The sequence below is a fragment of the Pseudomonas sp. LBUM1641 genome (assembly GCF_059716235.1).
On record NZ_CP166815.1, the window covers coordinates 573,276 to 592,928 of the forward strand.

16 protein-coding genes are annotated in these 19,653 nt (G+C 61.1%); 10 read left to right on the forward strand and 6 right to left on the reverse strand.

Annotated features, from left to right (window positions below; translation table 11 throughout):
- Positions 1-206: 206 nt before the first annotated feature.
- Entirely contained in the window at positions 207-2,297 is a 2,091-nt protein-coding gene (locus tag ACA046_RS02575; protein ID WP_497675859.1) for a TonB-dependent receptor family protein, read from the reverse strand.
- A 157-nt stretch (positions 2,298-2,454) separates the two neighbouring features.
- Here ACA046_RS02575 and ACA046_RS02580 point away from each other — a divergent pair, with 157 nt between their 5' ends.
- The 7 genes from ACA046_RS02580 to ACA046_RS02610 all read left to right on the forward strand — a co-directional run bounded on the left by ACA046_RS02580 (position 2,455) and on the right by ACA046_RS02610 (position 9,523).
- Positions 2,455-2,787: a YceK/YidQ family lipoprotein gene (locus ACA046_RS02580; protein WP_497675860.1), complete on the forward strand. Its 333-nt coding sequence runs from the start codon at positions 2,455-2,457 to the stop codon at positions 2,785-2,787.
- A gap of 65 nt (positions 2,788-2,852) precedes the next feature.
- Positions 2,853-3,194 carry a YceK/YidQ family lipoprotein gene (locus ACA046_RS02585; RefSeq protein ID WP_459025655.1) on the forward strand — a complete coding sequence of 114 codons (342 nt, stop codon included), beginning with the start codon at positions 2,853-2,855 and terminating at the stop codon, positions 3,192-3,194.
- A gap of 154 nt (positions 3,195-3,348) precedes the next feature.
- A complete protein-coding gene (locus ACA046_RS02590) occupies positions 3,349-5,106 on the forward strand; it encodes a carbamoyltransferase family protein (protein ID WP_076015509.1) in 1,758 nt (585 codons plus the stop codon).
- Positions 5,107-6,003 (forward strand): GNAT family N-acetyltransferase, encoded by an 897-nt coding sequence (locus ACA046_RS02595; RefSeq protein ID WP_063033419.1) that lies wholly within the window; start codon positions 5,107-5,109, stop codon positions 6,001-6,003.
- Positions 6,000-7,406 (forward strand): PIG-L deacetylase family protein, encoded by a 1,407-nt coding sequence (locus tag ACA046_RS02600; protein ID WP_459025658.1) that lies wholly within the window; start codon positions 6,000-6,002, stop codon positions 7,404-7,406. Before ACA046_RS02595 ends, ACA046_RS02600 begins: the two co-directional genes overlap by 4 nt.
- Positions 7,407-7,493: 87 nt before the next feature.
- On the forward strand, positions 7,494-8,642 hold the full coding sequence (locus tag ACA046_RS02605) for a glycosyltransferase family 4 protein (protein WP_497675861.1): 1,149 nt from the start codon (positions 7,494-7,496) through the stop codon (positions 8,640-8,642).
- On the forward strand, positions 8,639-9,523 hold the full coding sequence (locus ACA046_RS02610; RefSeq protein ID WP_497675862.1) for a glycosyltransferase: 885 nt from the start codon (positions 8,639-8,641) through the stop codon (positions 9,521-9,523). Before ACA046_RS02605 ends, ACA046_RS02610 begins: the two co-directional genes overlap by 4 nt.
- 66 nt (positions 9,524-9,589) lie before the next feature.
- On the opposite strand, the gene ACA046_RS02615 is transcribed toward ACA046_RS02610, so the two are convergent.
- Positions 9,590-11,467: an O-antigen ligase family protein gene (locus tag ACA046_RS02615; RefSeq protein WP_497675863.1), complete on the reverse strand. Its 1,878-nt coding sequence runs from the start codon at positions 11,465-11,467 to the stop codon at positions 9,590-9,592.
- Between the two features lie 159 nt (positions 11,468-11,626).
- Here ACA046_RS02615 and msbA point away from each other — a divergent pair, with 159 nt between their 5' ends.
- Both msbA and hldE read left to right on the forward strand, forming a co-directional pair.
- The gene (gene msbA / locus ACA046_RS02620) at positions 11,627-13,432 is read left to right on the forward strand and encodes a lipid A export permease/ATP-binding protein MsbA (RefSeq protein ID WP_076015515.1); all 1,806 of its coding nucleotides are present in this window, start codon (positions 11,627-11,629) and stop codon (positions 13,430-13,432) included.
- A gap of 97 nt (positions 13,433-13,529) precedes the next feature.
- Positions 13,530-14,954: a bifunctional D-glycero-beta-D-manno-heptose-7-phosphate kinase/D-glycero-beta-D-manno-heptose 1-phosphate adenylyltransferase HldE gene (gene hldE / locus ACA046_RS02625; protein WP_459025664.1), complete on the forward strand. Its 1,425-nt coding sequence runs from the start codon at positions 13,530-13,532 to the stop codon at positions 14,952-14,954.
- A 120-nt stretch (positions 14,955-15,074) separates the two neighbouring features.
- Here the strand turns inward: hldE and ACA046_RS02630 are convergent, their stop codons facing one another.
- The 4 genes from ACA046_RS02630 to ACA046_RS02645 all read right to left on the reverse strand — a co-directional run bounded on the left by ACA046_RS02630 (position 15,075) and on the right by ACA046_RS02645 (position 18,555).
- Positions 15,075-16,040, reverse strand: coding sequence for a metal ABC transporter ATPase (locus tag ACA046_RS02630; protein ID WP_497675864.1), 966 nt, complete (start codon positions 16,038-16,040; stop codon positions 15,075-15,077).
- 41 nt (positions 16,041-16,081) lie between these two features.
- The gene (locus tag ACA046_RS02635; protein ID WP_497675865.1) at positions 16,082-16,894 is read right to left on the reverse strand and encodes an aldo/keto reductase; all 813 of its coding nucleotides are present in this window, start codon (positions 16,892-16,894) and stop codon (positions 16,082-16,084) included.
- Positions 16,891-18,066, reverse strand: coding sequence for an NAD(P)/FAD-dependent oxidoreductase (locus tag ACA046_RS02640; RefSeq protein ID WP_459025670.1), 1,176 nt, complete (start codon positions 18,064-18,066; stop codon positions 16,891-16,893). The genes ACA046_RS02635 and ACA046_RS02640 overlap by 4 nt, the downstream gene beginning before the upstream one ends.
- Positions 18,067-18,219: 153 nt before the next feature.
- On the reverse strand, positions 18,220-18,555 hold the full coding sequence (locus ACA046_RS02645) for a DMT family transporter (RefSeq protein ID WP_003209492.1): 336 nt from the start codon (positions 18,553-18,555) through the stop codon (positions 18,220-18,222).
- Positions 18,556-18,755: 200 nt separating this feature from the next.
- On the opposite strand from ACA046_RS02645, the gene ACA046_RS02650 reads away from it, so the two are divergent.
- Complete coding sequence (locus tag ACA046_RS02650; RefSeq protein ID WP_497675866.1) at positions 18,756-19,646, forward strand: LysR family transcriptional regulator; 891 nt, start codon at positions 18,756-18,758, stop codon at positions 19,644-19,646.
- Positions 19,647-19,653: the final 7 nt, after the last annotated feature.

The window sequence follows — 19,653 nt, forward strand, 5'->3', positions numbered from 1 at the left end:
ACCCATAACGCTGTCGATCCGGCGCACAGTCGGCCGAAACGCGAGGCCGAACCTGATCCTGCGCCTGCGGGCGATCGTCCTCGTAACTGCCCCTCGATTTACTTCGGGCGTCAGCCTGTGCCTCCAGGGTGCAGCCGGCAAACGGGGCGGATACTTTAAACAAGTATGACGCGCGCCCGGCCCAGAATGGGCGGGCGCGTGACGGGTCAAAAGGTGTATTGCGCTCCCGCCCCGGCATACCACGAGCGCCCCGGCGCAGCTTCGTAGTACCGACCGTTCCCGTCCCCGACAATCACCGACCCCACGTACTGGCGATCCAGTAAGTTATCCAGGCGCAAGGTCTGGTGAAAGGTCCAGTGCTCTACCTTCTGCTCAAAGCGCGCACGCCAGTTGAACACGCTGTAGCCCGGTGCCGCGTGCTGCTGGTTGGTGTCTTCGACGTAGACCTTGCTGCGGTACATGCCTTCCAGGGCGGTGCTGACCCAGTCCCGGGGTTTCCAGTTCAGTTCGGCGAATAGTGTGGTTTGCGGAACGCCGGGGAGGTAGTTGCCTTTGTCCACGGGTTTGCCGCCGCCGATGAAGTCGCTGTCGTAGGTGGCTTGCAGGCGGGTGTAGGCGATGTTGGTGCTCCACTGCTCGCTGAGCTGGCTTTCGATACCCAGTTCGAAGCCGCGACGCAGGGTGCGGCCGGCGTTCTGGTAGCTGGTGCGGCCGCCGAAAGATTGGTCCACCACCAACTCATCCTCGGTGGTGATCTGGAAGACAGCGACGTTGACCCGGGTGTCTTTCAGCTGTGCCTTCAGGCCCACTTCATATTGCGTACTTTCGGACGGCTTCAGGCCGAAGTTAAACCCTTCGATACTGCCCGGCGCATACGCCAGTTCAGCCTGGGTCGGCGTCTCGAAACCCTTGCCGGCACTGACGTAGCCGTGCAGGTCGGGCGTGAAGGCGTACATCACGCTGACGGACGGCGTGTTCTTCTGGTAGGTCTTGTTGCCGCTGGAGTCGCCGTTGCTCAGGAACTGGTCGTCGACGTCCAGTTCCATGGTGCTGTGGCGCACCCCGGCTTGCAGGGTCCAGCGGTCGATGGCCCAGTTGGCCTGGATGTAGGGATCGAGGCTGCGGGCGGTGTCGATTTCATCCCGGCGTAGTTGGCCTTTTACGCCAAGGGTGTTGCCGCTGTAGTTCTGGTAGCCGTGGCGGCTGTCTTCGCTCTGGTCGAAATCCAGGCCGGTGATGATCATCAGCTCGCCCGGCACGCTGTCGATTGGCTGCATCCAGCGCACGGAGCCGCCGTAGAACTTGCGGTCGAACTGCACTACGCCGCCGCCGCGTTCGTTGGCGGGCGTTCCCTTGGGAATCGACAAATATTGAATCACGCTCCGTCGCCCGGTGTAGGCATTCACCTGCAGCGTGGCATCGCCTAAATACCGCTCGTAATTCATCCCCACTTGCTGGTGGTCGATGCTTTTGCGGGTGTTGTACAGCTCCGCTGCGGTGCTGACCGAGCGCGGGTCAGCCTTGTACGCCTCCCACGCCTGCCCCAACGGATCCTGCGTGCCGTTCTGCTCCAGGCTGCTGTAGATCAGCGCCAGTTTGCTGTCTTCATCAGGCTCGAAATTCAGCTTGGCAAAGGTCTGGTCGCGGCGGGCGCTGCTGTGGTCGCGATAGCCATCGGTGTCCATGCGCGAGGCGTCCAGCACAAAACCTGCGCCGTCTGCCGCGCCTTCGGCGGTCAGATGGTTCTTGCTCAGGCCATCACTGCCCACCAGCGTCTCGGCGCCGATGCGCGGCGGGCCTTCGCCGTTGCGGGAAAACATCTGGATCACGCCGCCCGCATTGCTGCCATACAGCGTCGCGGCCGGGCCACGCAGGACCTCGATACGCTCGGCGGTGTCGAGGTTGAACGTGGCCGCCTGGCCCTGGCCGTCCGGGGTGCTGGCGGGTATGCCGTCGGCGATCAGCTTGATGCCGCGCACCCCAAAGGCCGAGCGGGCACCGAAGCCACGGGAGGAAATCTGCAAGTCCTGGGCATAGTTCTGGCGGTTTTGAACCACCAGGCCAGGCACGCGGGACAAGGCTTCGGAGGCGTTGATGCCCAGTTGGCCGTCGCTGATTTGCTCCCGGCTGATGCTGTCCACTGAATAAGGCAGGTTAAACGACGGGCTGGCGCTGCGCGAGCCGGTGACCACGCTGGGGTCGAGGACCAACGGCGCCTCGTCGGCCTGGGCGCCGTTACACAGCCCCAGAAGGCCGGAAAGCAACAGGGCGAAGCGTTTGGGGGCAACAACTTTCATGAGTAAACCAGCATCCATGACGCACAAAAGTGCGCGAGTTTAACGATTCAGCCAGCTTTTACCATTTCGGAATCCTCCTACATGGCGCAGCGGTGCGCGGGGTCTGGGGCGCCAGCAGGGCCGATGTTAGCGTTGCTGACCACTCAGGGGGCTGGCCATGACACTAAAACTGACTGCGGCGCTAAGCGTTGGATTCCTTATGTTGAGCGGCTGCGGAACGGCCAATACGGTGTTGCGCGAAGACGCGGCAGCGGCACGTGAACTCAGGAAGCAAAAAACCTACTGCCAGTCCATTCCCCGTGTCTACAGCGGGGTTGCCTTTGATTTCTGCCTGCTGCACGCCGCGCCGGACCTCACTGGCGTGCTGATGCCATTCGTTCTATTGGATATAACGGTTTCGGGCATTGTTGATACAGTGGTCCTGCCCTATACGGTCTACAAGCAAGGTACCGATGGCAACATCAGTATCTATTGGCGCCCGGGTTCATAAACGGATGCAGTAGGGTTGTATGGGCCAGGGGTGAATGCCCACATTTATGCCAAATGGAGTTGTCCATGAGTCTTGCAACCAAATTCCTTCTCGCCGCTGTACTGGTATCCACCACCGGTTGCGGCACCATCAACACGGTGTTTCGCCCGGACGCCGTTGCCAGCCAGAACCTCAAGGAATCGCGCAGTTATTGTGAAAACGTGCCACGTATCTACAGTGGGGTGATCTACGGTTTTTGCACATTGAACGGCGCCCCCGACACCACCAAGGAGCACACCCGCGATGCTTCCGGGTCCTTGCCGATCTTCGCTGCCGAACTCGTGGGCTCCGGCCTGCTCGACACCCTCGTGCTGCCTTACACGGTCTACCGCCAGAACAAGGACGGCAGCATCGAGATTTTCCGCTAGGCCTGCAGTGACAACCGGTCGCCACAATCCCTAGATCATCCCGTGCCGTGTTTACGCTATAATCCCGCCCTTTAGCTGTTTCTCGCCCAGGCGGGGAGCACACTTTTTTCAGGCGTGACGCGCCTGCATGCAGACTAAAAGAGGCTAGACCCCTGTGGCATTGACGATTCTTGGCCTGTCCGGCGCCCTTAGCCATGATCCTTCCGCAGCCTTGTATATCGACGGCAAGCTGATTGCGGCCGCCGAAGAAGAGCGCTTCGTACGCGACAAACATGCAAAGAACCGCATGCCCTATGAGTCGGCGAAGTTCTGCCTGGAACAAGCCGGTATCAAGCCTTCCGACGTTGACGTTGTTGCGATTCCGTTCGCACCGATCAGCCTGTTCGGCGAGGCCCGCTGGCATTATGCCAAGCGTTACTGGTACGCCCCGGACCGCGCCCTCGACGCGATCCTGATGGGCAACCGTCGCTACAAGCGCTATCGCAACAAGATCGTCTGGTGCCTGGAGCAACTGGGCTTCGATCCGAAGAAAATCAAGATCGAACCGGTTGAACACCACCTGGCCCACGCGTCCAGCGCCTATCACTGCTCTGGCTTCCAGGAGAAGACCGCGATCCTCGGGATCGACGGCAAGGGTGAGTACGCCACCACCTTCTTCGGCTACGGCGAAAACGGCAAGATCCACAAGATCAAGGAATTCTACGATCCGGACTCCCTCGGCGGCCTGTATGGCGCGATCACCGAGTTCCTCGGTTTCGAGATGCTCGACGGTGAGTTCAAGGTCATGGGCATGGCGCCGTATGGCGATGCCAGCAAGTACGATTTCTCGCGCCTGGCCTCCTTTGAAAACGGCGAGCTGGTGATCAACACCGACTACGCCAACGTCATCGGCCTGCGCCGCTACAAAGAGAAGGGCAAGGGTTTCTACTTCTCGCCAAAACTGATCGAGTGGCTGGGGCCTAAGCGCGAAGGTGATATCGCCGACGAGCCGTACATCCACTACGCGGCCAGCATGCAGGCACTGTTCGAGAAGCTGGCGTTGCAGATGATCGACCATTACCTGGGCGACATCCTCAAAGACACCGGCAAGCTGGCCTTCGCCGGCGGCTGTGCGCTGAACGTCAAGCTGAACCAGAAGATCATCGCCCGTGACGACGTCAAGGAGCTGTTCGTGCAGCCGGCGTCCGGCGATGCCGGTACTGCGGTTGGTGCAGCCGCCTACGTGTCCCACGCCCGTGGCGTACCGGTTGAGAAGATGGAACACGTCTATCTCGGCCCGTCCTACAGCAACGAAGACGTGATCGCTGCGTGTGCCAAACACCCGAGCAAGCCGGTATGGCGCCAGATCGAAAACACCCCGAAACGCATCGCCAAGATCATGGTCGACGGCAACCCGGTGGCCTGGTTCCAGGGCCGCATGGAGTTTGGCCCCCGTGCCTTGGGCGGTCGTTCGATCATCGGTTGCCCAAGTGCCACCGGCGTGGCTGACCGGATCAACCACCAGATCAAGTTCCGCGAGCGCTGGAGGCCTTTCTGCCCGTCGATGCTCGACACCGTCGCGCCGCAGATGATCAAGGTCGATCACCCGGCGCCGTTCATGACCTTCACCTTTGAAGTCTCGGAAGAGTGGAAAACTCGCGTGCCGGAAGTGGTTCATGAAGACGGTACCTCCCGTGCCCAGGTGCTCAAGCGCGAATACAACCCGCGCTACTACGACATGATGAAAGAGCTGGAAGTGCTGACGGGCAACGGCGTGTCGCTGAACACTTCGCTCAACCGTCGTGGTGAAGCGATGATCTGCTCGCCGACTGACGCGCTGAACATGTTCTTTGGTTCCGACCTGCAGTACTTGATCATGGAAGACATCCTCGTGGTCAAGGACGGCGTGGACCCTTATGACGCTGTCGTCTAAATGCTGAACCGCTTCCAGGGCTGGCGTGAACGTGGCTGGACGCCTGTCGAGGCCGAGGTTTACGCCCAGGCCTGGCAGCGTTTTGGCGGCAGCGTAGCGACTCATCCGCAGATCGTCGAGCGGCTGGCGCACCTGGCGCAGATTCCGGTGCGTTACCTGGGCTGGGAGCAGGACGGCGAGCTGAAGGGTGCAATTGCTACCTGGGGGCGCGACCTGGCCCTGTCCAAGGACGTGCTCAAGCGCAAAGGCAAAAAAGGCCTGTTTGATCTGGGTAACGCCGAGATCATCCTGCCGATTGCCGCCGATGCGCAGTTGCCGCTGCGCCATCGCGCGCGTTATCTCTCTGCACTGAATGAGGGGCGCGTAAGCACCCTCAAGCCCCAGGCCGAGCAGTTGGCCATGGCGCGCACACCGGAAGAGTTGTCGAAAAAGTTTCGCTACAACCAGCGCCGCGAACTGCGTTTGCTGGAAGAGGCGGGCGGCGTGGTGCGGGCGGTCGGCGAGTTTTCCAGCAGCGAACTGGCCGCGATTTATTGCGACCTGTTCCAGCGGCGCTGGGGTTTCCCGGCCGCGGGCGCCGAGCGACTGGCAGAAGTGCTGGAGCTGCTCAAGGAATTCCTGTTCGGCTCGGTGCTGTTTCTCAATGACGCTGCGATTGCCGTGCAACTGGTGTATCAGGTGCAGGCGCCGGAATGGGTCAGCGCCGAGTACGTCAACGGCGGTGTCGACCCGGAAACCAAGGCATTCAGTCCTGGCAGCGTGTTGAGCTTCCTGAATACCCAAAGTGCCTGGGAGCAAGCGCGGGCGAGCGACAAGCCGCTGCGTTTCTCTTTCGGGCGATCCGATCGTGAATACAAGGAGCGCTGGTGTAATCCGGTGCCGGTGTTCAGCGTATGAGTCGCAAACAGCAACTGCTCAAGCAGCATCGGCGCAACAAGCGTATTGCGTTGTTGGTGGGCCTGTTGCTGTTGGTGGCCGTCGGTGTGCTGGTGGCCTGGTGGTTGCCGCTGCTGCTGGCCGTGATGCTGTGGGCTGCGCATGAAGCCTGGTTTGCCGACCATCTGTTCTACTCGCCTAAAGACGACTATGAGTACGCGTTTCCTGAAGGGAGCGAGTGCGCGGGTCTGCGTCTTGAAGCAGGACGCCTGCTGTTGGACATGCCCTTGGTGGGCGATGAAACCCTGATCGTAGGGGTTGAACTAAAAAGCTCGTGGCTGGGGCGTTTTCTCGACCCGGCGGTGGAAGTGTCGGGCCTGGATGCACCAGACCGGCAAGTCTTCGAGCGGGGTGTCGCAGGCCGGCGCTATCTCAACCTGACAGGCATGGGCGAAGCGCTGTCGGGAGGTAAGCTGCGCTTGCGCGGGCGTTTCTGCCGGATCAAGGGGCAGCCGACGCTGTGGTTGTTCCGCCAGCCGGGTTACCATCGCCAGCGTGTGATGGTGATCGCGCCCCATGCCGACGATGCCGAGCTGGCAGCTTTCAGCCTTTACAGCCAGGCCGATGAGAGCTGGATCGTCACCCTCACGGCGGGCGAAATCGAAGCCGATCACTATCAACAAATGGGCATGCCCAAGGCCGAGGCCGCACGGCTCAAAGGCCGCCTGCGTGCCTGGGACAGCGTCACCGTGCCTCGCTGGGCGGGCGTACCCGAGGCGCAGTGCGTGCAGTTGGGCTACTTCTGCATGCAGCTGCCGGCGATGCAGGCCGCGCCGGATCAGCCCCAGGCCTCCCGGGAAGCCCAGTTGGACGATACGCGGCTGTTTCGCCAGTTCAATGCCTTGGCCTTGCCCGGGGATGTGGACGGTGCCCCGACCTGGAATAACCTGATTGCCGATCTGCGGGCGTTGCTGCTCAAGGCGCGCCCGCAGGTGATCGTGTTGCCAACACCGCTGCTGGATCCGCACCCGGATCACATCTGCGCGCACGCTGCGATTCTCGAAGCGCTGCAAGGCCTGGAATGGCAACCCGACACGTTGCTCGGCTACGCCAACCACCTGCATGATAATGATCGTTGGCCCATGGGCGACTCGGGCGCTGGCGTGGCCTTGCCGCCACGCTTTGATGCCACGCGTGAACTGGTGCCTTGCAGCTTGCCGCTGACGCTGAGCCAGCAGCAAGACAAGGCCATGGCGCTGGGCATGATGCACGACTTGCAGCCGCGGGCACCGTTCAAGCGCCGCGTGCGCAGGTGGTTGCAGCAATTACTGGCGGGCCGTAGTCCATCGCCTTACGGAGAGAATGAATTCTTCCGCAAGGCGGTGCGCCGCCATGAGTTGCTCTGGGTTTTAAAGCAGGACTGAGACCTTATTGAAGGCAGGCTTGCAGCGCCTGCCGCCCCTTTTTTCGCCGGGCTGCGTGCCCGCAGCCAGATTGCAGCATGGAGAGTTATGAAACCTCGTTTCAAGGTTTTGCAGTTACAGCCGGACTACAACGTCAAGACCCACGACTTCGCCGACCTCGGCGAGCAGATCGTCAAGGCTTTGCCGGCTGAACGTTTCGAGGTCACATCCGGGTTTCTCAGCGGCCGTCCGCTGCCCGGCCAGCCCCTGAGCGTGGCTGAACACTCCCATTACTTCGAGCTGCCGGAAAAGTCCCTCAAGGGCATCCGTTTCGGCGCCATGTGGCAGATCTACAAATATTGCCGCGAGCAGAAATTCGACGTGGTCATCTGTAACCGCTTCAAGTCGGTGAACATGATGTTGTCCCTCAACCGCTGGTTGAAGATTCCCCTGTGCATCGGCATCTCCCACGGTTTTGGCGAGTACGCCCGTGGCTATCGTCGGCGCCAGACACAGAAGTGGGTCAGCCCGGCGTGGCGATTTGTCGGGGTGTCGGCCGCGGTCAGGGATTACCTGGTGGACCTCAACTGTGGGTTCACCCGTGAAAACACGACCTTTGTCACCAATGCCATCGACATCCCCCAGGCCGAAGCCTTGCAGTTGCCGCGCGATGAAGCGCGCAAGGCCCTGGGCCTGCCGCTGGATGCGCGGATGATTGGTGCCCTGGGTCGCCTGGTACCGATCAAGGGCCACACCCATTTGCTGCAAGCCTTCGCCACCCTCAAGGACAAATACCCTGAGGCTCAGGTGGGGATCATCGGCTCTGGTCGCGCCGAAGCGGACCTGCGTGCCGACATCGAGCGCCTGGGCCTGACCGGCCGTGCACACCTGCTGGGCTTTCGTGAAGATGGCATGAAGTACGTGCGCGGTTTCGACATCTGGACCATGCCCTCGCTGTTCGAGGGCCTGGGCCTGGCGCTGCTGGAAGGCATGAGCGGCCATCTGCCGGTCATCGCCTCCAATGGCCCGGCGATGTTGCCGTTGGTGGACGGTGCGGGCGGCCTGTCCCATGACCCGGGCAACGTCGAGCAACTGGCGGTGGCGCTGGACACATACCTGGCGTTGAGCGATGAGCAGTTGCGTGCCAAGGGCGAGCAAGTGTTCCGCTACCTGGAAAAAAACCACACCCTGGACGAGTTCCGGCACAAGTATTTGAACCTGATCGAAACCGGTCTGCGCGAAGTAGGTAAAGCATGAGTCTGCAGCAACCTTTGGTCACCGTGATCATCGCGTCGTACAACCACGGGCCGTACATCGAGCAGAGCATCCTCAGTGTGCTTGGCCAGACCTACGCCAACATCGAATTACTGGTGGTGGACGACGGTTCCAAGGATGACAGCGTAGAGCGCATCCAGCGCTTGCAGGCCGAGCACGGATTTGATTTCCAGGTCCAGCAGAACCAGGGCCTGACCAACACCCTGAATGGCGCCATCGCCCGCGCCAAAGGCAGCCTGATCGCGCCATTCGGCTCCGATGACATCATGCTGCCCGAGCGTATTGCCACTCAGGTTGCCTACATGGAAGGCAAGCCGAAGGTGGGCATCTGTGCCGGCAATATCGAGTTGATCAATGGTGACGGCAAGCCGTACCCGGAGAAGAAGCAGCGCCGCGATTTGCCGTTTCGCAGCCTGGATTTCGATGACCTGTTCCTGGACCGCAAGCCGTTCCCGCCGGCGCCGACCCTGATGATCCGCCGGCAGGCGCTGGAAGAGGTCGGGGGGTTCGATCCACTGATTCCGCTGGAAGACTTGCTGATCGAATTGAAGATTGCCCATGCCGGCTACACCATCGACGTGTTGAGCGTGGTGATGGCGCGCTATCGCCAGCACGCGACCAACACGTACAAGAATCATCGCTACATGATCCAGAACATCCTCAAGACCTACGGGTTGTTCTGCGATCACCCGGCCTATGATCAGGTTCGCTACAACTTCCTGAACTCGATGTTCCTCAAGACCGCCGACCGCGACCGCCCGCTGGCGCGGGAGATCCTCAAGCAGATTCCCTTGAAGTTCTGGGGTCGCAAGACCTTGCGTGGGTTGGTGCGGCTGTATCTGGCACCGCAGCGCAGTTCATAGGGTTCTGGCCTGGCCATTGCGTATAGCGCAATGGCCAGGGGCTTGGAACCTCAGCGGTTCAAACCATCACTTGGCCGGGTTCGCGACCTGTGCGACCGGACGATTGAGCTTCAGCACCTGTTCACGGATCTTCGCCGTGGCGCTAGGCGAGGCAACCGAGGCATAGCCCTTGGCCAATTGCTCGAAATGCGTTTCGAACAACCAATTGCGATCCTGGGGATAACGCTGCATGTGCCGCAGGTTGCGCTGGCGCAGGGCGTTACGCAGAGCCGACGGGTAGATGCGCATGTCGGCCACGTCAATCAGGCCGAACTCGCCGTCATCCATCAACAGCACGTTGCCCAAATGCAAGGAGCGGAAGTACACCCCGCGCTCGTGAAGCTGGGCCATGAACCCGCCGAAACGCTCAACCAACGATTCCCGCAGGCTGCTGTCCAGGCTTTGCAGGGCCTGGCGCAGGGTCAGGCCGGGCAGCGGCTGATAACGTACGGCGCTGCTGGCGTCCTGCAGTTGGTAGAGATTGAGGATGGCCGGTGATGGAATCCCCAATGTGCGCAACTGCTCGCTGTTGCTGGCAAAGCGTTCCGAATAAGGGTTGAAGCTGCCCGAGGTATACCAGCGACGAGGGCGGAACAGCTTGAGGAAACTGCCATCGTCCAGGCGCAGCACCTTGGGCCCCAGGCCGTCGGCTTCGATCACATGAGCATTGGCGCATAATTGCTCGAAGTCTTGAGGTTTCAGGCGTTGTACCGGCATGCGCAGCAGGCTGCGGCGACGCTGAGCGATGCTCAGGCCGGCGATCAGCGCCAGCGGGATCCACAGCAGGAACCAGTGCTCTTTTGGCCGCGAGAGAATGCCGCCGCCTTCGGTCAGGCCGGCACCGATGCCGTAGGCCAACAGCGAGGAGGCCAGGATGAACAACGGCTGTGCACGTTCCTTGAGGCTTTTGTACAGGCCCCAAACAAGCATGAAGGCCCACGGGATGAAGCCGATGATGCCGACGTAATAGATCACGCCCAGGGCAAAGCTGTGGGGTTCGCGCAGTTCGGTACCGCCTGCGATGGTCAGGTACAGCTCTGAGTCGTAGCTGTGGCCGATCCAGGGATGTTCGGCGATACGCTCAAGTGACATGCCCCAGAGTTCGAGGCGGAAGGAGCTGCCACGATTGGTGATCAGTTCGGGATAGAACAGCAATAGCGCCGCTGCGCCCAGCACCATGCAAGCGATCAGCAGGGCCGAGCGCCGATTGCGAGTGATGAAACTGATCCAGAGTACGGCGAGGACCAGTGCAACCAACGGCGTCCTCGATCCGGTAGCCAGCACCGCAGCGGCCATGATTGCCAGTGCCGGAACGCTGAACCAGAGTACGTGCGCACGCTGGGTGGTCATGCATACGTATAGCCAGTAAACGCAGAAGAATCCGAATACGTGAGAGCTCAGTAGCGGATTATCAAGAGCCCCACGCCCGCCGATCATTCGCGCGCCCTCCGAGAAGTGGGGGGCAAAAGCCACCAGGCTGCAGGCACTGGAGACCAACGCAATCAACGCGGCGCAGAAGAAGATGGGCTTGAACAGTTCGTTGCGGTAATGCAGCAACAGCCCGCAGCCGGCAAACAACATGAAGGTATGCAGGGGTCGTCGATACAGGTCGGCGTCGATGCTTTGTTCCGGGCTCCACAGCATGCTGGTCAGTGCCCAGGCTGAAAACACCAGGAACGCGATCGCCAGGGGCTCGCGCAACACCTGCTTGAATTCCGTCGGGCGCAGGCACAGCAGCAACAGTGTCGGCGCGCTGAACAGCACGTAGTAGAACTTGTGCAGTACGTTTCGATTGGTGACGAAGAACAGGGAACTCAGGAGCAACAACAAGCCGATGGGCAGAATCCACAGACAGAGGAAGTCGAAAACGCGGTTTGAGCCATATATGAGACGCTTGGATTGCATACAGAAAAGCCGTTCCAGAATAAAGAAAGCCGACCATACTAAAGTAGTGGCTATATAATGTCGCCCGTTGGATCCAACGGGGCCGCGGTTGTGCCGCGTGCAAGTACAACAGAGAAGCTGTGCTAAAGTCAGCCTCCTTTTTCAAAACCGCCGCGTGATATGACCGACTCCAGTCCGAGCGCAAGCCCTTCGAGCTTGAAAATATACTTCCGCCTGCTCAGCTACGTTAAGCCTTATGCCGGCTTGTTCGCGCTGAGTATCGTCGGCTTTCTGATTTTCGCATCGACCCAGCCAATGCTGGGGTACATCCTCAAGTACTTCGTCGACGGCCTGTCCAATCCTGAAGCGGTGTTGTTCCCTACGGTACCTGTCCTGCGGGACCTGCAACTGCTGCAGGCCGTGCCGCTGTTGATCATCCTGATCGCCGCGTGGCAGGGCCTCGGTTCGTTCCTGGGCAACTACTTGCTGGCCAAGGTGTCCCTGGGCCTGGTGCATGACCTGCGGGTGCAACTGTTCAACAACCTGCTGACCCTGCCGAACCGCTATTTCGACAATCACAACTCCGGGCACCTGATTTCCCGCATCACCTTCAACGTGACCATGGTCACCGGTGCCGCGACCGATGCCATCAAGGTGGTGATTCGCGAAGGCATGACGGTGATCTTCCTGTTCGCCTCGTTGCTTTATATGAACTGGCGCCTGACCCTGGTGATGATTGCCATCCTGCCGTTAATTGCCGTGATGGTCAGCACCGCGAGCAAGAAATTCCGCAAGCAGAGCAAGAAGATCCAGGTGGCGATGGGTGACGTCACCCACGTTGCCTCGGAAACCATCCAGGGCTACCGAGTAGTGCGCAGCTTCGGCGGTGAGGTGTATGAGCAGAAGCGCTTCCTCAAGGCCAGCCTGAGCAACACCAACAAGCAACTGCGCATGACCCGTACCGGCGCGATCTATACGCCGGCGCTGCAACTGGTGATCTACAGCGCCATGGCGGTGCTGATGTTCCTGGTTCTGTACCTTCGCGGTGATGCTTCTGCAGGTGACATGGTGGCCTACATCACGTTGGCCGGCCTGTTGCCCAAGCCGATTCGCCAGCTCTCTGAAGTCAGCTCGACCATCCAGAAAGGCGTGGCCGGTGCCGAAAGCATTTTCGAGCAACTGGACGAAGACGTGGAAATCGATCGCGGCACCATCGAGCGCGACAAGGTCAGCGGCCGCCTGGAAGTGCGCAACCTGAACTTCACCTACCCGGGCACCGAGCGCCATGTCCTCAAGGACATCACCTTTACCGCAGAGCCCGGGCAGATGGTTGCCCTGGTAGGCCGTTCGGGCAGCGGCAAGTCGACCCTGGCCAGCCTGATCCCGCGTTTCTACCACCACGAGAGCGGCGAGATTCTGCTCGATGGCGTGGAAATCGAAGACTATCGCCTGCTCAACCTGCGTCGACACATTGCCCAGGTGACGCAGCACGTGACCCTGTTCAGCGACACCGTGACCAACAACATCGCCTACGGTGACCTGGCCGGCGCGCCGCGGGCCGATGTCGAGGCGGCGGCGGCCGATGCTTATGCCAAGGACTTCATCGACCAGTTGCCTAAAGGCTTCGATACCCAGGTCGGCGAAAACGGCGTGCTGCTGTCCGGTGGCCAACGCCAGCGCCTGGCAATTGCCCGGGCCTTGCTCAAGAACGCTCCGCTGCTGATCCTCGACGAGGCGACCTCGGCGCTGGATACCGAGTCGGAGCGCCATATCCAGGCAGCCCTGGACAAGGTCATGCAAGGCCGTACGACGCTGGTCATCGCCCACCGCCTGTCGACCATCGAGAAGGCCGACCTGATCCTGGTCATGGACGATGGCCGAATCGTCGAGCGCGGTACCCACGGCGAACTGCTGGCGCAAAACGGTTACTACGCCCGCCTGCACGCCATGGGCCTGGACGCGCCGATCCCGGCCGACATCACCTGATTTGTAGGAGCCGGCTTGCCGGCTCCTACATTGCACAAGCCTTTGACAACCCTGTGGTAATATCGCGCCCCTGTTCATTTTGTATGTGGGTTGCTCCATGAAGTTGTCCATGCCGCGATTCGATCAAGCCCCTGTCTTGGTGGTCGGCGATGTCATGCTCGACCGTTACTGGCATGGCGGTACCTCACGGATTTCCCCTGAGGCACCGGTACCGGTAGTCAAGGTCGAGCAAATCGAAGACCGTCCAGGTGGCGCTGCCAACGTTGCCCTCAATATTGCCGCTCTCGGCGCCCCGGCCTCCCTGGTGGGTGTGACCGGCGACGACGAAGCCGCCGACAGCCTGGCCAACAGCCTGCGCGGCGCTGGTGTGCGTGCGTTGTTCCAGCGCATCCCGCACCAGCCGACCATCGTCAAGCTGCGGGTCATGAGCCGGCATCAGCAATTGCTGCGTATCGATTTTGAAGAACCCTTCGCCACCGACGCCCTGGCCCTCAGTGCCCAGGTCGACGAGTTGCTCGAAGGCATCAAGGTGCTGGTGCTGTCCGATTACGGCAAAGGCGCCTTGAAAAACCACCAGATGCTGATCCAGGCCGCCAAGGCCCGGGGCATTCCGGTGCTGGCGGATCCCAAGGGCAAGGACTTCTCGATTTATCGGGGCGCCAGCCTGATCACGCCGAACCTCAGCGAATTTGAGACCATCGTCGGCGGTTGCGTCGATGAGCACGAGCTGGTGACCAAGGGCGCCAAACTCATGGCCGACCTCGACCTGGGCGCCTTGCTGGTAACCCGTGGCGAACACGGTATGACCTTGCTGCGTCCCGATCAGCCGGCCATGCACCTACCGGCGCGAGCCCGTGAAGTGTTCGACGTGACCGGTGCCGGCGACACGGTAATTTCTACCCTGGCCGCGGCAATCGCGGCAGGCGAGGAGCTGCCCCACGCGGTGGCCCTGGCTAACCTGGCGGCAGGTATCGTGGTCGGCAAGCTCGGTACGGCGGCCATCAGCGCCCCTGAACTGCGTCGTGCTATCCAGCGTGAGGAAGGTTCGGAGCGTGGTGTGTTGAGCCTTGAGCAACTGCTGTTGGCGATTGACGATGCCCGTGCCCACAACGAGAGCATCGTCTTCACCAATGGTTGCTTCGACATTCTCCACGCCGGTCACGTGACCTACCTGGAGCAGGCGCGGGCCCAAGGCGATCGCTTGATCGTTGCAGTCAACGACGATGCATCGGTCAGCCGCCTGAAAGGGCCGGGGCGTCCGATCAACAGTGTCGACCGTCGCATGGCGGTACTGGCGGGGTTGGGGGCGGTGGACTGGGTGATCAGCTTTGCCGAGGCGACCCCGGAAAACCTGCTGGCTCAGGTCAAGCCGGATGTACTGGTCAAGGGCGGTGATTATTCGGTCGACCAGGTGGTCGGTGCCGATATCGTCAGTGCTTACGGTGGCAAGGTCAAAGTGTTGGGGCTGGTGGAAAACAGCTCGACTACGGCGATTGTGGAAAAAATCCGAAATAACGAGTAATGCTCGTATTGGTGTAGGAGCGAGCTTGCTCGCGAAGAACGTCAACGATAACGCGTGTCTTCTGAATAAACGCGGTGACTTTGGGTTTTTCGCGAGCAAGCTCGCTCCTGCATTAAGGCCTCAGCGGTTGGTTTTTTTCGGCACAATCTTGCGCAAGATCTGCCGCGCCTTACCGGTCAACCGCTTCAACTTCGACTCTTTCTCCGGCGCGCTCAGCCCCTGCTGCCGCAGCCAATCCTTCCAGCGGATTCGCTCATCACGCACCACCCAGCCTTCCTGCTGTGCAAAGCTCTCTGCCAGATATAACCCTCGCGTACTCGCCGGATACAGCTGATCCTTCTTCAAGGTATACAGCTCTGCACACGGCTGCCCGTCCTTGAGGGGCATCAGGTACAAGTCCGGACGTTGACGGTCCAGGCGGGCCACCAGTTGATCGCCTTCCAGTCGCTCGTCCACATGAAACAGACTCAGGGACTTTGCTTCCTTGGGCACTTCCAGGCGCAAGTCATAAATCAATTGCAGCGAAGCCGTGGGCAGATGCACATAGGCCCGTGGCCGCTCAATCAATTGCATGGTGGCGCAGCGTACCGGGCGCGCGGCCCCGGACAGCGGCGAGAGGCGAAACGGCAACGCTTCGCGGTAGTGCAGGGCAGACGAGTAGGGCGCCGGTAGCCAGGTGTCGTTGAAGCGCCCGCCCAGCCAGCCTTCCGGGGTTTCCAGCAGGCATTCCTCGGCGATTTCCTGAATGGCGGTGTGCAGTGGCAGGTTCAGTTCGTGGGCCGGCACATAACCGGAGATCAGCTTGAGCACCACATCGCCGCGGTCTTGCCGGCGCTGGCGCACCAGCACCCAGTAATCGCGGTTCTGCCAGTGCAGCGTCAGGCGTACCGAGACGCCAAGGTTGGCCAGTTCCAGTACGAACCGCTCGGTGTCTTCCACCTCTACCGGCTTGCGCCGTTGCAGGGTCTGGGCGAAGTTGAGCGGCATGCCGACGCTCTGGTAACTCAAGCCTTCGGGGGTGGCTTCGACGTGCAGCGGCAGTGTTTTAAAGTTACTCGGGTTTTTTCTAATGAGCGTTCGCGGCATGTCGGCTCCTTCTTGCGTCGGGGTCGGCCGCGTCGGCGGCATCAGAGTTGGCGAATGACCTTGGCAGCGGTCGCCACGTTGTGGGCGAGGTGCAGCGGATTAATGGTCCCGACAATAGCACTGGCCACGCCAGTTTGCGCAAACAACAACATGAAACTGGCGTGAATTGGATCCACTCCTGATTCGAGGCAGACATGGCCACTGGCTAGTGCCTTTTTCACCAGAGTCCCTTTGCCATGGGCAGCGGCATAATCAATGACGGCTTTCTCGGCCTGTTCGTTCAAATTGTAGGTGACCATGGCGCAATCGCCTTGTTCCAGAGCCTTTACGCCGCCCTCGACGGTTTTGCCGGAGAAGCCAAAACCACGGATTTTGCCCTCGCGCTTGAGGTCCGCCAGGGTCTGGTAAACCTCGCAGTCATTAAGGATATGCAGGTCGTTGCCGTCGGAGTGCACCAACACCAGGTCGATAAAGTCCGTTTCAAGTCGTTTCAGGCTGCGCTCCACAGAAAGCCGGGTATGGGTCGCGCTGAAATCGTGATGGGACACGCCCTCGGCGAACTCTTCACCCACCTTGCTGACGATCACCCACTCCTGGCGCTGACCGCGCAACAGCGGGCCCAGGCGTTCTTCGCTGCGGCCATAGGCGGGTGCGGTGTCGATCAGGTTGATGCCCAATTGCCGGGCCTGGCGCAGCAGCATCCGTGCGGCGTCGTCATCGGGAATCTGGAAGCCGCTGGGGTATTTCACCCCTTGGTCTCGGCCCAGCTTGACGGTACCCAGTCCCAGCGGCGAAACCATCAGGCCGGTGCTGCCCAATGGGCGATGAAGGTCGTGCAGGGTCGGCAGGGTCATGGCAGCAGTTGCTCCCAGGCGGGTTGGGCGATGGCGGGTTTCGGCAGCTCAGGCAGTTTTTCGGTAGTGCCGGGCTTGATGCCGTCACGTTCCAGTGCGTTGATCACCCGATCAGCAAAGTCCGGCGCCAATGCCAGCTTGGTCGGCCAGCCCACCAGCAGGCGATCCTGCTCGGCGAGGAAGGCGTTGTCCGGGCGGGTCAGGCCTGATTGCAACGGCTCGGCGCGGTCCACGCGCAGGGTGGCCCACTGGGTCTGGCTCATATCGATCCAGGGCAGCAGCTGCGCCAGCTCTTTTTGTGCCGTGGCGATCTGTTGCTCCGGGGTACGGGCCACACCTTCGGCCTCGGCGATATCGCCGCCCAGGTACCACACCCAATTGCCATCGGCGGCGGGGTGTGTGGTAACGGTGATTCGCGGCTTGGTGCCGCCACCCAGGCAGTGCGCATACAGTGGCTTCAGGCCGGGGCCCTTGGCGATGATCATGTGCAGCGGTCGGCGTTGCATCGCGGGCTGGCTCAGGCCCAGGGCGCCGAGGAGGTCGGCGGTGCCACCACCGGCGCTGAGAACGATACGTTGGGCGCGGATCTCACGGCCATCGACCTTCAGGCCTGCCAGCGTGCCGTCTTCCATTAACGGTTCGATCCTCTCCCCGGCAAGCAAGCCGTCACCGGCCAGTTGCGCCAGGCGTTCGATCAGGCTCGGGACGTCGATCACCAGTTCGGCCAGGCGATAGACCTTGCCCTTGAAGCGGCGGTCTTGCAGGGCCGGTGGCAGGTCATCGCCCTTCACTTGATCCACGCGGCCACGCACGGCCTTGCTGGCGAAGAAGCTGGTGAGGTTGCCGGCAATGGTGCCCGGCGACCACAGATAGTGGGCTTCGGACAGCAGGCGCACGCCGGAAAGGTCCAGCTCACCGTTGCCCGCCAGGGCTTCGCGCCAGCGGCGGGGCATGTCGGCGATGGCTTCGGAGGCGCCGGTCAGGGCGCCGTGCAGTGCGTATTTCGCACCGCCGTGGATGATCCCCTGGGACTTCACGCTTTGCCCGCCGCCGAGGGTGGCGCTTTCCACCAGCACCGTGGAAAAGCCCTGGCGGCGCAGGCGCGCATTGAGCCAGAGGCCGGCAACCCCGGCGCCGACAATCAGAACGTCGGTGGAAATAACGGATGGCATGCAGCGACCTCAGTGTTCAAGACAGGCTGCGGAGTATACAGGCTCATGAAGTGAATCTTCGCCCCAACGCTCCCTAATGACATGCGCACCGTAGGAGCTGTCGAGTGAAACGAGGCTGCGAGTTTCAGCCTCAATTAAGTCTCACGTGAACGCTCAGTGCCCGGCCGTTTTCGAGAACAACTGAATCACCACCACCCCAAGCACAATCAGGCCCATCCCCAGCATCGCCGGGATATCCAGTTTCTGCCCATAGATAAACAGCGCGGCGATGCTGACCATCACGATGCCCATCCCGGCCCACACTGCATACGCGACGCCCACCGGCACGGTGCGCACCACCAGCGTCAGCATCCAGAAGGCCACGCCGTAGCCGACGATCACCAGCAACAGCGGGATCGGCGTGCTGAAACCCTTGATCGCTTTCATGGAAACGGTGGCGATCACTTCCGAGCAGATGGCAATGGCCAGGTAATAGTAGGCGGCGTTCATGGGTAAATCCTCGGTACAGGGGTTCAACCGTAGGAGCGAGCTTGCTCGCGAAAATCGTCAACGATAACGCAGTGCATCTGTTTTAACGCGGCGCTCTCGGGTTTTTCGCGAGCAAGCTCGCTCCTGCAAAGGTCGGCATTTTAGAGAATTACCAGATGCGGTAAAGTCATTACCTATCCGAATTAAAGATGGGTTGAGCCATGAGCGTGCAATGGAGTCTTGAACAAATGCGCCTGTTTGTCAGCGTCGCGGAGCAGCGCTCGTTTTCGGCGGTGGCACGGGATCAGCGCAGGGCGCAGTCGGCGGTCAGCAATGGGATTGCCTTGCTGGAGGCGGACCTGGGCCTGTGTCTGTTTGATCGCAGCAGCGGCCGCCAGCCCCGTTTGACCGAGGCCGGCACGGCATTGCTCGAAGAGGCGCGGGAAGTCTTGCGCCAGTGCGAGCGCCTGAATGGCCGCGCCTTGTCGTTGATGCGCGGCGAAGAGGCGCGCCTGCGCCTGGCACAGGATGAAGCCATGCTCTATCAGCCGGTGCTTGATAGCCTCGAAGCGCTGGCGGGAAAATTTCCCAGCCTGGAAGTGCAGTTGTCCAGCGCGGCCCAAGGCGATGTCGCGCGCAAACTGGTGGAGCGCAAGGCCGATCTGGGCCTGCTGTTCTATCACGATCAAATCCCCGAAGCGCTGGAGCGCCGGGTGCTGGGCAGTGTGGAGATGGTGACCGTGTGCGGTATCGGTCATCCCATGGCCAAGGAACCGTTCGTGGATTGCCAGCGCCTGGCACAGTTTCGCCAGTTGCTGATGGCGACCCAGACCAGTGTGTATCCCGGCAGCGAGGCCGCCAGCCCGCAAGTGTGGCGGGCTGACAGTTTCTACGTGCTGGCCGAATGGCTCGCGCGCGGCCTGGGTTGGGCCTGGTTGCCACGGCATGTGGTGCAGTATCCGGCCTATCAGAACCAGATGGTCGAACTGAACAGCGAATGGACCCCGCCGGCGCTGGTGGTGGAGTTGGTCTGGCGCCGCGACGAACCCCTCGGCCCGGCCGCGAGTTTCCTCGCAGAACGTTTTGCCGAGTGCTTGCAGGCGATCGACTGAAAAAGCC

What these genes read in the sequence shown, in the direction of transcription:
- ACA046_RS02575 (WP_497675859.1), bottom strand. Translation starts at nt 2,297, where the DNA reads ATGAAAGTTGTTGCCCCCAAACGCTTCGCCCTGTTGCTTTCCGGCCTT.
- ACA046_RS02580 (WP_497675860.1), top strand. Translation starts at nt 2,455, where the DNA reads ATGACACTAAAACTGACTGCGGCGCTAAGCGTTGGATTCCTTATGTTG.
- ACA046_RS02585 (WP_459025655.1), top strand. Translation starts at nt 2,853, where the DNA reads ATGAGTCTTGCAACCAAATTCCTTCTCGCCGCTGTACTGGTATCCACC.
- ACA046_RS02595 (WP_063033419.1), top strand. Translation starts at nt 5,107, where the DNA reads ATGCTGAACCGCTTCCAGGGCTGGCGTGAACGTGGCTGGACGCCTGTC.
- ACA046_RS02600 (WP_459025658.1), top strand. Translation starts at nt 6,000, where the DNA reads ATGAGTCGCAAACAGCAACTGCTCAAGCAGCATCGGCGCAACAAGCGT.
- ACA046_RS02605 (WP_497675861.1), top strand. Translation starts at nt 7,494, where the DNA reads ATGAAACCTCGTTTCAAGGTTTTGCAGTTACAGCCGGACTACAACGTC.
- ACA046_RS02610 (WP_497675862.1), top strand. Translation starts at nt 8,639, where the DNA reads ATGAGTCTGCAGCAACCTTTGGTCACCGTGATCATCGCGTCGTACAAC.
- ACA046_RS02615 (WP_497675863.1), bottom strand. Translation starts at nt 11,467, where the DNA reads ATGCAATCCAAGCGTCTCATATATGGCTCAAACCGCGTTTTCGACTTC.
- msbA (WP_076015515.1), top strand. Translation starts at nt 11,627, where the DNA reads ATGACCGACTCCAGTCCGAGCGCAAGCCCTTCGAGCTTGAAAATATAC.
- hldE (WP_459025664.1), top strand. Translation starts at nt 13,530, where the DNA reads ATGAAGTTGTCCATGCCGCGATTCGATCAAGCCCCTGTCTTGGTGGTC.
- ACA046_RS02630 (WP_497675864.1), bottom strand. Translation starts at nt 16,040, where the DNA reads ATGCCGCGAACGCTCATTAGAAAAAACCCGAGTAACTTTAAAACACTG.
- ACA046_RS02635 (WP_497675865.1), bottom strand. Translation starts at nt 16,894, where the DNA reads ATGACCCTGCCGACCCTGCACGACCTTCATCGCCCATTGGGCAGCACC.
- ACA046_RS02640 (WP_459025670.1), bottom strand. Translation starts at nt 18,066, where the DNA reads ATGCCATCCGTTATTTCCACCGACGTTCTGATTGTCGGCGCCGGGGTT.
- ACA046_RS02645 (WP_003209492.1), bottom strand. Translation starts at nt 18,555, where the DNA reads ATGAACGCCGCCTACTATTACCTGGCCATTGCCATCTGCTCGGAAGTG.
- ACA046_RS02650 (WP_497675866.1), top strand. Translation starts at nt 18,756, where the DNA reads ATGAGCGTGCAATGGAGTCTTGAACAAATGCGCCTGTTTGTCAGCGTC.